This is a genomic window from Pseudoalteromonas sp. CNC9-20 (assembly GCF_022347875.1).
Taxonomy (GTDB): Bacteria; Pseudomonadota; Gammaproteobacteria; order Enterobacterales; family Alteromonadaceae; genus Pseudoalteromonas; species Pseudoalteromonas ruthenica.
In genome coordinates, this window is sequence record NZ_JAKRFS010000003.1 from 206441 (window position 1) to 218850 (window position 12410).

The following is a 12410-nucleotide window of genomic DNA, read 5'->3' on the forward strand; positions in this document are numbered from 1 at the left end:
GTTACACTTATCACTTTTTCAGCGGCTTTTTAAGGCAAAAGCCGCAAAAACAGACTTTTTTCTGTTGAATTTTTTTTGAGTGTATGTTTGGTAGGTACGCTCAACAAAGGTTTACTTCATCTTCGCTTAATGCTCGGTACTCCCCTGGGGCAAGCGCGTCATCAAGAGTAACACCGGCTATGGCCTCTCGGTGCAGTGCGACCACTTCGTTGCCAACGGCGGCTAGCATGCGCTTCACCTGATGGTATTTACCCTCAACAATATGCAACCGAATTTGATAGGGGGCTAATACCTCAACTTTGGCTGGGCGAGTGAGTTCACGTTCGCCATGTAGCTGCACCCCTTGTTCAAGTTCATGCGCCGCGTGTTCGCTAATAGGTTGCCCTAACTCCACCACATAAGTTTTGTATTTTTGCTTTTTTGGGCTAGTTATTTGATGTGTCCACTGACCATCATTACTCAGCAGCACAAGGCCAGTGGTATCGATATCCAAACGCCCAGCAACATGCAATTCCTGCAAGTTGGGCTCATCCATTAAATCGAGCACCGTAGCATGTAAATCGTCACTATTAGCACATACATAGCCTTCGGGCTTATTAAGCATAAAGTAGCGCTTGCCCAAATAATGTAACTGTTCACCGTCTAGAGTAACCACGGTGTTTTCATCAATAGCGGTGTTTTGCTGTGTGGTCATCTCACCACCTACACATACCCGCTTGGCTTTGATCACGGCCTTGGTTTTGGTACGTGGTAACTGGGTAACGTGGCTAATGAACTTATCTAAACGGCAAGGAAACTTCATTGGGTCGAGGCTTTAATTTCGCTACAATGGCGCGAGTATAGCTTATGCGTCTCAGCGAAAACAGCCACCGTGAATAAAATCCTCTCACAGTACCAACAGCAAATTGATGCGCAAATACTTGCAGTTGATGATGCGCAACAACGGGCGGTCGAGGAGCTTGCGCGTTTAGCGCAGGAACTTGAGCAGCGTTCATCGTCTCAGTGCTTTTGGCGTCGCCCTAAAGTCACGACCGGGGTATATTTATATGGCCCGGTAGGGCGGGGCAAATCAATGCTGATGGACTTATTCTTCCAGCATCTCAATAGTGATAAAAAGCAACGTTTACACTTTCATCACTTTATGGCTTTTGTACATCAACGTTTGGGGCAGTTGCAGGGGGTGAAGAATCCTATGCGTCAGTTGGCAAAGGAGTATGCCAGAAGTACCGATGTGCTGTGTTTTGATGAGTTTTTCGTAAGCGATATCGGTGACGCCATGATTATGGCTAGGCTATTCGAGGCTTTGTTTGCCCAAGGTATGGTCTTGGTAGCAACCAGTAATTGCCATCCGCAACAGTTGTATCGCAATGGGTTACAGCGAGCGCGCTTTGAACCTACCATCGCCTTACTCGAGGCGCATTGCCATGTCTGTGATGTCAGCGGTGAGCAAGATTACCGGCTGCAAGGGTTTGCTGGCTTTCGTTACTATCTCGCTTATGGCCCAGACGTGTTGAATGGGCTGTTTAAGCAGCAACAACGCCGATCTGTTGAGCCTTGCATACGAGAGATAAACCGACGAAGCATGCATTTTATGGCCTATGCCAGCGATGCGGCCATGATTGATTTCTTTGCCTTGTGTGGTGATGGCCGTGCCAGTGCAGATTATATGGAGCTGGCCCAGCAACTGCAGGTGCTTTATGTGGACAAAGTCCCAGCTATGGGAGTCGCGATGCACAGCGCACATGTAGCCCAAGGCACAGAAGATGGTTACATCCGCGATCAGGTCCCACAGCGCCAGGCTCAGTATGACGATGAAGCGCGGCGCTTTATTGCTTTGGTTGATGAATTTTATGACAACCATAAGTTGCTAGTTATCACTGCAGAGGTGGAGCTGGAGTCACTTTATCAAGGAGAGCGTTTAGCTTTTGAGTTTGCGCGTACCCAGTCGCGCTTAATTGAAATGCAACGTTGGTCTTGACCAAGCCATTAATGATGTAGGCAAGGCTTTTAGCCTTGCGCGGGTGTGAGCCCGGTTTACATTGTCAGGCTAAAGCCTGACCCACAACGGGTGTGTAGTTTGTTGTAGGCAAGGCTTTTAGCCTTGCGCAGGCGTTAGGCTGATGTCGATTGTCAGGCTAAAGCCCTACCTACAACCAGTGTGTAGTTTAGTTTTTGTAGGCAAGGCTTCTTGCCTTGCACAGGTATTAGGTTGATGTCGATTGTCAGGCTAAAGCCTGACCTACAACGGGTGTGTAGTTGGTTGGTGTAGGCAAGGCTTTTTGCCTTGCGCAGGTGTGAGGCCGGTTTCCATTGTCAGGCTAAAGCCTGACCTACAACGGGTGTGTAGTTTGTTGTAGGCAAGGCTTTTAGCCTTGCTCAGGTATTAGGTCGATTTCCATTGTCAGGCTAAAGCCTGACCTACAACGGGTGTGTAGTTTGTTGTAGGCAAGGCTTTTAGCCTTGCTCAGCTGTTAGATTGATGTCGATTGTCAGGCTAAAGCCCGACCCACAACGGGTGTGTAGTTGGTTGTTGTAGGCAAGGCTTTTAGCCTTGCGCGGGTGTTAGGTTGATTTTGAGTGTCAGGCTAAAGCCCGACCTACAACGGGTGTGTAATTGGTTGTTGTAGGCAAGGCTTTTAGCCTTGCGCGGGTGTTAGGTTGATTTTGAGTGTCAGGCTAAAGCCCGACCTACAACGGGTGTGTAATTGGTTGTTGTAGGCAAGGCTTTTCGCCTTGCGCGGGTGTTAGATTGATTTCGGTTGTCAGGCTAAAGCCTGATCTACAACCAAATTTTCTGTAGCTCTTGCCACTGCTTATCAAATTGGCCACTGGGTTTAATCGTGAAATTAGAGCGTACAAACTGGTTCATTTTCCCTTCAACAAACGCTAGGAAAAGGTTTGCTAAGGTTCCCTCGTCACTTGCAAAGGCCTTACCCTCACGCAATTTACGTTCACGTAAAACCTGTTTGAACTGGGTTTCTAGCTTTTCAAATAGACTCTGAATGCGTTCACGTAATCGTTCGTTTTCGCCTTGCAGTGCATCACCAGTGAGAATTCGAGTAATCCCAGGGTTCTTTTCTGCAAACGCTAGCAGTAGCATCAAAATGTTGTAGACACGGCTTTGCGTTTCTTTCTCGTTCTCTAAGATTAAGTTAATGCGAGACAGCAAGGTGTCTTCAATAAACTCAATTAATCCCTCGAACATACGCGCTTTGCTAGGAAAGTGGCGATAGAGAGCTGCTTCTGAAACGCCTACTTCGGCGGCCAATTTGGCGGTAGTGATACGCTGACCGGGACTAGTTTCCAGCATTTGCGCGAGTGATTGTAAAATCTGCTCTTTACGGTTAGTGCGACGTGAGGCAGCCATGGCGTTCCTTTTTAACAACTTTGGTGGTCACTGACCTTTATTATGAACGCCATATTAATGCTTTGTGAGGTCCCTTTCCAGTCTTTTGCGACCTTTACACTAACTTTGTGGCAATTGCTTCGATGACAGTAAGTGCTAACTTATCTTTTTTCATAAGCGCAATGCTTTGTGTGCTGTCATGACTAAATAAGGTCAGGGCATTATTATCGCTGTTAAACCCTTGCCCTTGTACCGAAACATCATTAGCGCAAATCATATCTAGCTTTTTATTCTTTAATTTACCCTGTGCATAGGCGGCGACATCTTGTGTTTCCGCAGCAAAACCAACAGTAAACGGCCTATTCTCAGGCAGCGCAGCAACATCAGCAATAATATCCGGGTTTTTCACTAGTGTGAGGGTGAGTTCATCGCCTTGCTTTTTCATTTTCTGCTTGGCGATATCAGCAGCACGATAATCGGCCACGGCAGCGCAGCCAATAAAAATATCGGAGCTTGGTGCCAAAGCGAGTGCTTGTTGGTGCATTTGTTGTGCGCTTTGTACATCAATGCGCGTGACTCCGACAGGCGTTGGTAAATTAACCGGGCCGGAAATCAGATTCACTGTTGCTCCCATTGCCACCCCTGCAGCGGCTAAGGCATAGCCCATTTTACCTGAGCTGTGGTTAGAAATGTAACGCACTGGGTCGAGCGCTTCACGGGTGGGGCCAGCGGTGATGGTGAGGGTTTTCCCCGCTAATAATGGCTGTACTGTAGGGGCACACACTAACTCAACAAGCTCGTTGGGCTCGAGCATACGCCCGGCTCCTACGTCACCACAGGCTTGCTCGCCCGCACCTGGGCCCCAAATGGCAATGTCTCGCTGTGCTAAGGTGGCTAAGTTCGCTTGCGTTGCCGCATGAGCATACATTTGCTGGTTCATGGCGGGAGCGATAGCAACTTTAGCTGGGGTGGCCAGCAATAAAGTAGTGAGTAGGTCATCGGCAATACCAGCCGCCATTTTGGCAATGATATTGGCAGTAGCTGGGGCAACGAGAATCAAGTCGGCCCATTTGGCAAACTCAATATGGCCCATCGCTGCTTCGGCCTGAGGATCGAGCAGTGAATCAGAAACAATTTCTCCTGATACCGCTTGCATCGTGAGCGGGGTGATAAAATGCTTAGCGCTGTCGGTCATAACCACTTTGACCTCACAACCGCGTTCTTTCAGCCGTCGGGTTAGCTCTGCACATTTGTATGCGGCGATGCCGCCACTGATCCCAAGGACCACCTTTTTATTTTGCATAACAATAGACAATATCGCTTGTGTGACAGCTTAGAAGATACCAGATGTGCCGCTATTGCACTATAGTTGAGGAAGGTTCATAAGCGCAAAAGCCAAGGAATGCCCATGCGACTCACTGACTTGCCAGCCCAGCAACGGCCTAGGGAGAAATTACTTACTCAGGGTGCCGGGGCACTGAGTGATGCCGAATTACTCGCTATCTTTTTTAGAACGGGCATTGCCGGTTGCAATGCTATTGACCTAGCCCAACAGATACTCAGCCAAAGCCAAGGGCTGCATACTTTGTTGGCTGCTGAACATGACCATTTCTGCCGTTTTAAAGGTATGGGCACCGCTAAGTATACGCAATTGCAGGCGGCAATTGAGTTGGCGCGGCGATATTTACAAACAAGTTTGGAACGAGCGCTCAGCTTTGACTCACCACAAGCGGTGCAAGATTATCTCAAGTTAGAATTAAAAGGGCTGCAACGGGAAGTCTTTTTAGTGTTGTTTGTTGATGCCCAACACCGTTTAATAAGCACAGAAACGTTGTTTCAAGGCACCATAGATGCAGCGTCGGTATACCCCAGAGAAGTGGTCAAAGCAGCACTCAAGCATAATGCCGCTGCCGTTATTTTTGCGCATAATCATCCCAGCGGTATCGCCGAGCCGAGCCAGGCCGATGAAGTCATTACCCGCAAGCTAATACAAGCTCTTGGTTTGGTGGATATTCGTGTGCTCGATCATTTAGTGATAGGCGGTTGCCACGCGGTCTCTTTTGCCGAGCGTGGCCTACTGTAGCTATTTGTGCAATTTAAATGCAGTTTTTGCTTTCCCTTTGCTGCGTTGATCTTTATAATTAGCCGCTATCAAATTTACATATGAGCTGATTCTGAGATCAGGTTTCTTGATCTTTGCCTGTCTATGCTGTATAAAGAGCGCCCTTCGATTTATCCCGGGGCAGTATACAAAAAGGCCGTAAGGGAAAATTAAGCTCGAGCGAAGTTATTGGAGATAAATAGACATGTCTAAAGTCTGTCAAGTTACAGGTAAGCGCCCAGTGGTAGGTAACCACCGCTCACACGCGCGCAACGCGACTAAGCGTCGTTTCCTACCTAACCTACAAACTCACCGTTTTTGGGTTGAAAGCGAAAAACGCTTTGTATCACTACGCACTACTACTAAAGGTATGCGTATCATCGACAAAAAAGGCATCGACGCGGTACTGACTGATATCCGTGCTCGCGGCGAAAAAGTTTAAGGAGCCTGAGTCATGCGCGATAAGATTCGTCTAGTTTCAACTGCCGGTACTGGTTTTTTCTACACTACCGACAAAAACAAGCGTAACATGCCTGAAAAAATGGAAATCAAAAAATACGACCCTAAAGCTCGTAAGCACGTGATTTTCAAAGAAGCAAAAATCAAGTAATCTGATTTTAAGCGTACGCTTCCAAATTTGAAAACCCGACTTTATGTCGGGTTTTTTGTTGGCTGTAATTGCGGGTTCTTGGTCGGTGGGTTTTGCTGTGCATCTTTCACCATCGACATTTTTGGTGGCTGCAGAGCAACAACCTTCTCACCACTGGCTGGTGGATTCTCCATTTGCGCGGTAATAATGCGAACCACTTTTTCGTTACCAATAATAAACAGCGGAATCGCTTCGCTATTTACTTCTTGATATTGTTGCCAGTCAAATTCATCACTTAATCGAGTCGCACTGACCTTACCGCCTTTGGCTATCAGGCTACTGAGCTTGGCATAAGAACCATTCTCGCCAAATAGAATTTGTCGAGAGAGGAAAGTAGCACTGTCTTTATTGGCTTTCGCGTGGTTTTGTGATGATTTGAGTGAGAATACTCGGTTTTCGCTAAATAAGTGGCTAAAGTATTGCACCCCTAATGCGTTGTGATGGCGGTTAGGTGACAGTGCCAACACCTTACTGATGCTTGTTAGTGGCAGATACCGCTCCGCATGTTCCGATTGCGGATTACCATAATAGCAGGGCAAACCATCCATACGGGCCATTTTACAGTTTTCCCATGCCGGATCGGAGAGGTGCACATCGATATCTTGCTCTTTTAGACCACAGGCTATAGCTCTGGCAACGTGGTTCGCACCAATGATGAGTAAGGTCGAGGGAGCAGGTTGGCGGACCCCGAGCATTTTTGCTAATGGGATGGCGGTGAGGCTATTTAAAACCACAGTGACAATTATCACCGTGAAGATTAAGGGCACCATTTTATTGGCATCCACAATACCGGCATCGGCCATACTGAGCGCAAACACCGAGCCGACAGCGGCGGCAACAATACCGCGAGGCGCAATCCATGCCAGTATCAGCCGTGATTTGACGGGCAAGTCACTGCCATAAGTAGAAATTAAAATATTCAGTGGTCGAGCGACAAACAGCACAATGGCTAAAAAGATAAAGACTTGTGCATCCAGAGCCAGTAAATCTTCAAGCTTGAGGCGTGCTGCCAGCAAAATAAACAAGCTGGAGATAAGAATCATCGACAGGTCTTCTTTAAATTCAAGCACCGAGTCAATTTCCAAATCGTCTTGGTTCGCAAGCCAAATACCGAATACCGTCACCGCTAGCAGCCCAGACTCATGACTGAGATGATTCGAGACGGTAAAGCTGATAAGCACTAGCGCAAGAATACCAAACTTATGCAGCTCATAAGGGAGCCATTCGCGACGAATCAATTGCGTTGTTAACCATCCTGCGGCAGCACCGAGCGAAAAGCCCACACTCAGCGTGGTGACCAATGCCCCTAAGGTGTGACTAAACACATCGCTTTGCCCCACTAACATCACCGCCTCGAACACTAACACAGCGAAGAGCGCACCGATGGGGTCAATCACAATGCCTTCCCAGCGTAGTACTCGGTCAATGTCTTGAGTGGGGCGCATGGCGTTAAGTAGGGGCGCGATAACCGTGGGCCCGGTAACGACCAATACTGCGCCTAGCACTGCTGCGACACGCCAATCGAGCTCAAGCAACCAATAAGCACTTAAGCTGACTACCAGACAGGTTATGAGCATGCCTATGGAGCACAGGTTGCGCACCACCTTACCAATGCCCTTTAGCTCCCTAAAGTGGAGCGTGAGCGCGCCCTCAAAAAGAATAATCGCCACCGATAAGGACACCACTGGAAACAGTAAGTCGCCAAGGAGTTCGTCGGGCTCGAGTAACGAGGTGGTTGGCCCAAGTAATAAGCCAGTGAGTAAAAGAAATAAAATAGCGGGAACACGGAAGGCCCAGGCGAGCCATTGCGCAATAACACTACATAAAGCAATTCCTGCAATATAAATTGCTGACATAAAGACCCTTATTATCTGTCCATGAAAACTCAGTATGAGATAAGCAGAGCGTGATGACAACGTTTTGCTGCATCAGTCAAACACGCATAACTACCCACCTTTTAACGTGTGATATAGCGAAGCTGATTACTTTTTAAGTAAAGAAGAGCCTTAGATCACTAAAAATTCATAATAGGTCAAAATTTTATGTATTCATCGCTAGAGTGCATTTTTACGCGCTTAGGGACTATTTCAATGCGCTATAAATAGCATGAATACTGGCTATGGCTAAGTTTTGACCTTGATTTTTATATCTAAATCCGCATAATAACGTTCGTAGACAAATTATTAGAGTGCTAATTAATTGTGGTTTTTAGCCTGCCTCGTCGTATGCAACCGCTGTTATCACAGTGTAAACCACAACTGTTAGTGCTTTCCTTTTAATTGGTTTTGGAACAGCTTGATGCCTGTGCTTGTTAGCGTTGGGTAGGTAAAGCCGTAAGCAAAATTTAGCGTCGCCCCAGTTGTTATATCGCGACGCTTTTTATTGCCCAAAACAAAGTCCACCTAGGGTGGCCAAACAGGATAAGGAATGCATTTTTATACATATCTCTCTCTCGCATTGTATTTTTTAGCCATGCTTGGCATTGGCTTGTTCGCTTATCGCAATTCCACAAGTGATATTTCTGGTTACATTCTAGGTGGCCGTCAAGTGAGCCCTCATGTGACTGCCTTGTCTGCAGGAGCATCGGATATGAGTGGTTGGATGCTAATGGGCTTGCCAGGAGCCATGTTCTTAACTGGTTTCGACACCGTGTGGATTGCACTGGGCTTGGTTTTAGGTGCACTGGCCAATTATTTATTAGTTGCACCGCGCCTGCGGGTGTACACAGAAATGGCCGATGATGCACTGACGCTACCGGACTTCTTCGATAAGCGTTTTAATATGAGCAAAGGGCCGATTCGCGTGATTTCAGCGGCAGTGATCATCTTGTTCTTTACGCTCTATACCTCGGCAGGGTTAGTTGCAGGCGGGAAGCTGTTTGAATCGGCATTCGGTTTAAGCTACCACCTTGGCTTAATCATTACCGTTTCGGTGGTTGTGGCCTACACTTTATTAGGTGGCTTTTTAGCCGTGAGCATGACCGACTTTGTCCAAGGCTGCATTATGTTTGTGGCATTAATACTCGTGCCGATTGTGGCTTACATGCAGTTTAATGGCAGTGCCGATATGCTTAATTTTGCGCAGCAATCAATTCCAAGTTTTAGCGAATCTTGGCAGAGCATCACCTTGCTGGGCATAGTATCAAGCTTGGCTTGGGGATTAGGTTATTTTGGCCAGCCTCATATCATTGTGCGCTTTATGGCGATTCGCTCGGTAAAAGATATTAAAACGGCGCGTAATATTGGTATGAGCTGGATGACAGTCACCATTTTAGGTTCGCTAGGAACAGGCTTAGTTGGGGTTGCTTATGCCAACAAATTTGGTTTGCAAGTGGCTGACCCAGAGACAATTTTCGTTATTTTTTCGGAAATTTTGTTCCACCCTCTGATTAGCGGCTTTTTACTTGCCGCGATTTTGGCGGCGATCATGAGCACCATCTCATCACAGTTGTTGGTGTCATCAAGCTCGCTGACCGAGGACGTATACCGTGCTTTTTCAAAAACTGAGGTAGAGCAAAAAACCTTAGTAAAAATCGGCCGGATAGGGGTTTTCGCCGTGGCACTCGTTGCTACCTTACTGGCACTGGACAAATCTAATAGCATTTTGTCATTGGTCAGTAATGCCTGGGCTGGTTTCGGTGCCGCATTTGGCCCATTAGTATTATTTAGCCTGTGTTGGTCGAAAATAACCCATCAAGGCGCGCTCGCCGGAATCGTTGTCGGCGCAGCAACTGTTTTATTCTGGATATTTGCACCAGTGCTTAGTGACGGGGGCACGCTAAGCAGTGTTATTTACGAAATTGTTCCCGGATTTATCGCAAGTTCACTTGCAATCGTTGTGGTGAGTAAGCTTTCTCAGGCACCTTCAGCCGAGGTGAAAGAAACTTTTCATGCAACTGAGCAAAAACTTGAGCAACTTAGCTAAAGCTAGTAAGGAAAGTAATCGCAATGCAAAATTTTAAATGGCAACGCATCGTACTCAAAGTAGGCAGTGCCTTAATTGCACCCGAGCAAAATGGCTGTAGTTCACGCTATTTACTCACCATAGCTCAGTTTATTGTTCGTTGCCGCGCCCAAGGTATTGAAGTTATTTTGGTGTCATCAGGCTCTGTGGCTGCGGGCTCACACTTATTCCCAGAGGATAAGCCGCGCTCTGTAGCACTTAAAAAAGCAATGGCAGCCGCTGGGCAAATGGAGATGATGGCAACATGGGATCGCTTTTTTGATTTCCCATCAGCACAGATTCTGCTAACGCACGGTGATTTACGTGACCGTGAGCGTTACACCAGTGTACGCGACACCATTTTTACCTTGCTTGATCACGGTGTTCTACCTGTCATCAACGAAAATGACACGGTGACTACTGATGATTTGAAAGTAGGTGATAACGACAACTTATCAGCTATGGTAGCAGCGGCTGCTGATGCCGACGCATTAATGATTTTCTCAGATGTGGATGGCCTTTATGACAAGAATCCTAACTTGCATACCGACGCTGTACTGTTACCTGAGATCAGTGAAATTGATGAATCTATTTACGCCATGGCTGGGTGTGCTACCAGTGCCGTAGGCACCGGCGGCATGAAAACCAAAATCGAGGCGGCAGAAAAAGCCACTTCCCATGGTATTACCACATTTATTCTAAATGGCTTTAAAGAGCAGACCTTTAACTTGTTGTTAGAAGGTAAAAACCCGGGCACTATCTTCTTGCCGTATGAAAAACCAATGCAAGAGGCAGTCCATTGGCGTACACATACCGCCAGTGAGCAGGGTGAGGTGATTGTTGAAGGTGACTTCAGCGAGCCATTAGATGAAAACGCCGAGCAGATTAACCCGCAAGGCATTATCGAGGTTCGGGGCGAGTTCTCCGTTGGCGACACTATTTTGGTGCGCAGCGACGACGGCACTAAGCTGGCTAAGGCACGAGCAAACTACAGTAGCTGTTTGCTGAACTTTATTGCCGAGAATGAAACCAGTGAGTTTAGCGATGAAGCACAAGATTCCATCGGCCCGATTATTTCAGACGAAGACATTGCAGTATTGGAGAAATCATGAGTTTAGTTAAGGATATTTCAGCTCAAGCAGCAAAAGCCGCTAAGGTGCTTGCTCTGCTTGATACAGAGAGTAAAAACAACGTACTTAAAGAAATGGCTGAGGCACTGCGTGCCAATAAAGAGCATATTAAGGCGGAAAACGAATCAGATCTTGCTAATGCGCGAGACAACAACTTAGCTGCAGCCATGGTCGACCGTTTGACGCTGACCGATGAGCGTATTGAAGATATGGCCGTGGGCATTGAAACCATTGCCGATCTCGATGACCCAGTAGGTCAGTTGCGTTCATTGGGTGAGCGCCCCAATGGTATCAAAATCAATAAAATGCGAGTGCCTCTTGGGGTGATTTGCATGATTTATGAAGCCCGTCCAAACGTAACAGCGGATGCTGGCGCACTGTGCTTCAAATCAGGTAATGCGGTTATTTTGCGTGGCGGTAAAGAGGCTTTAGCGTCAAGTAAAGCCATTGCCAGTGTACTGCACAGTGTGCTTGAGAAACACAACTTGCCGACGGCGCTTATCTCAGTGATCCCTGATCCAGACCGTGGCCTGTTGATGGATCTTATGCAGCAGCGTGACACCATTGACTTGATTATTCCTCGCGGTGGCGAAGGGCTGATTAATTTTGTGACTGAAAACAGTACCGTACCGGTTATTCAGCACTTTAAAGGGGTGTGTCACCTGTATGTTGATAAAGATGCAGACCTTGATGTGGCGATGAACCTGTTGCTAAACGGTAAGACTCAGCGTACCGGTGTGTGTAACGCGCTAGAGGGCTTAGTTGTGCACCAAGAGGTGGCAGAGGCGTTTTTAGCTCGTGCGGCAAAAGAGCTTGAAGCAAAAGGTGTACGTGTTAATGCTGATGCTCAAGCAGCGAAATTCTTCAGCAATGCGAATGTCATTGGCGATGATGAATTTGGTGAAGAGTACCTTGATCTTGAAATCGCGGTACGTATCGTTGCTGACTTTGATGCTGCAGTGGCGCATATTGATCGCTTTGGTAGCTTCCACACCGAAGTTATTTGTACCAAAGACGAGCAAACTGCCAACTTGTTCCAGCGCAGTGTTGATGCGTCAGTCGTGATGGTAAATGCCTCCTCACGTTTCTCTGATGGTTCGCAGCTAGGTCTAGGCGCTGAAATCGGTATCGCAACCACTAAGTTGCACGCTTACGGGCCTATGGGCCTAGAGTCATTGACCACAGAAAAATACTTAGTGAATGGTGAAGGACAAATTCGTAGCTAATCACGACTAAGATTTA

11 protein-coding genes are annotated in these 12410 nt (G+C 47.2%); 7 read left to right on the forward strand and 4 right to left on the reverse strand.

The window, feature by feature from the left end; translation table 11 throughout:
- Window positions 1-100 precede the first annotated feature (100 nt).
- Entirely contained in the window at window positions 101-802 is a 702-nt protein-coding gene (rsuA, locus tag MHM89_RS08090) for a 16S rRNA pseudouridine(516) synthase RsuA (protein WP_138508553.1), read from the reverse strand.
- Between the two features lie 69 nt (window positions 803-871).
- Between rsuA and zapE the strand changes: the two genes are divergently transcribed.
- Window positions 872-1978 (forward strand): cell division protein ZapE, encoded by a 1107-nt coding sequence (gene zapE / locus MHM89_RS08095; protein WP_239408568.1) that lies wholly within the window; start codon window positions 872-874, stop codon window positions 1976-1978.
- Window positions 1979-2779: 801 nt separating this feature from the next.
- Here the strand turns inward: zapE and slmA are convergent.
- A complete protein-coding gene (slmA, locus tag MHM89_RS08100) occupies window positions 2780-3367 on the reverse strand; it encodes a nucleoid occlusion factor SlmA (RefSeq protein WP_022946032.1) in 588 nt (195 codons plus the stop codon).
- Between the two features lie 94 nt (window positions 3368-3461).
- Window positions 3462-4649 carry a bifunctional phosphopantothenoylcysteine decarboxylase/phosphopantothenate--cysteine ligase CoaBC gene (gene coaBC, locus MHM89_RS08105; RefSeq protein WP_239408569.1) on the reverse strand — a complete coding sequence of 396 codons (1188 nt, stop codon included), beginning with the start codon at window positions 4647-4649 and terminating at the stop codon, window positions 3462-3464.
- 105 nt (window positions 4650-4754) lie between these two features.
- Here coaBC and radC point away from each other — a divergent pair, with 105 nt between their 5' ends.
- The 3 genes from radC to rpmG all read left to right on the forward strand — a co-directional run bounded on the left by radC (window position 4755) and on the right by rpmG (window position 6057).
- Window positions 4755-5429 (forward strand): DNA repair protein RadC, encoded by a 675-nt coding sequence (gene radC / locus MHM89_RS08110; protein WP_022946034.1) that lies wholly within the window; start codon window positions 4755-4757, stop codon window positions 5427-5429.
- 223 nt (window positions 5430-5652) lie between these two features.
- Window positions 5653-5889: a 50S ribosomal protein L28 gene (rpmB, locus tag MHM89_RS08115; protein ID WP_022946035.1), complete on the forward strand. Its 237-nt coding sequence runs from the start codon at window positions 5653-5655 to the stop codon at window positions 5887-5889.
- A gap of 12 nt (window positions 5890-5901) precedes the next feature.
- Complete coding sequence (gene rpmG / locus MHM89_RS08120; protein WP_022946036.1) at window positions 5902-6057, forward strand: 50S ribosomal protein L33; 156 nt, start codon at window positions 5902-5904, stop codon at window positions 6055-6057.
- A 41-nt stretch (window positions 6058-6098) separates the two neighbouring features.
- On the opposite strand, the gene MHM89_RS08125 is transcribed toward rpmG, so the two are convergent.
- A complete protein-coding gene (locus MHM89_RS08125; RefSeq protein WP_022946037.1) occupies window positions 6099-7952 on the reverse strand; it encodes a sodium:proton antiporter in 1854 nt (617 codons plus the stop codon).
- 571 nt (window positions 7953-8523) lie between these two features.
- On the opposite strand from MHM89_RS08125, the gene putP reads away from it, so the two are divergent.
- The 3 genes from putP to MHM89_RS08140 are packed head-to-tail and all read left to right on the forward strand — an operon-like array spanning window position 8524 to window position 12394.
- A complete protein-coding gene (putP, locus tag MHM89_RS08130; protein WP_045980355.1) occupies window positions 8524-10020 on the forward strand; it encodes a sodium/proline symporter PutP in 1497 nt (498 codons plus the stop codon).
- 23 nt (window positions 10021-10043) lie between these two features.
- Complete coding sequence (proB, locus tag MHM89_RS08135; RefSeq protein WP_022946039.1) at window positions 10044-11150, forward strand: glutamate 5-kinase; 1107 nt, start codon at window positions 10044-10046, stop codon at window positions 11148-11150.
- A complete protein-coding gene (locus MHM89_RS08140) occupies window positions 11147-12394 on the forward strand; it encodes a glutamate-5-semialdehyde dehydrogenase (RefSeq protein ID WP_022946040.1) in 1248 nt (415 codons plus the stop codon). Before proB ends, MHM89_RS08140 begins: the two co-directional genes overlap by 4 nt.
- Window positions 12395-12410: the final 16 nt, after the last annotated feature.

Coding starts and splice junctions, on each gene's coding strand:
- rsuA (WP_138508553.1), bottom strand. CDS start 802: ATGAAGTTTCCTTGCCGTTTAGATAAGTTCATTAGCCACGTTACCCAG.
- rpmB (WP_022946035.1), top strand. CDS start 5,653: ATGTCTAAAGTCTGTCAAGTTACAGGTAAGCGCCCAGTGGTAGGTAAC.
- putP (WP_045980355.1), top strand. CDS start 8,524: ATGCATTTTTATACATATCTCTCTCTCGCATTGTATTTTTTAGCCATG.
- slmA (WP_022946032.1), bottom strand. CDS start 3,367: ATGGCTGCCTCACGTCGCACTAACCGTAAAGAGCAGATTTTACAATCA.
- radC (WP_022946034.1), top strand. CDS start 4,755: ATGCGACTCACTGACTTGCCAGCCCAGCAACGGCCTAGGGAGAAATTA.
- rpmG (WP_022946036.1), top strand. CDS start 5,902: ATGCGCGATAAGATTCGTCTAGTTTCAACTGCCGGTACTGGTTTTTTC.
- proB (WP_022946039.1), top strand. CDS start 10,044: ATGCAAAATTTTAAATGGCAACGCATCGTACTCAAAGTAGGCAGTGCC.
- coaBC (WP_239408569.1), bottom strand. CDS start 4,649: ATGCAAAATAAAAAGGTGGTCCTTGGGATCAGTGGCGGCATCGCCGCA.
- MHM89_RS08125 (WP_022946037.1), bottom strand. CDS start 7,952: ATGTCAGCAATTTATATTGCAGGAATTGCTTTATGTAGTGTTATTGCG.
- MHM89_RS08140 (WP_022946040.1), top strand. CDS start 11,147: ATGAGTTTAGTTAAGGATATTTCAGCTCAAGCAGCAAAAGCCGCTAAG.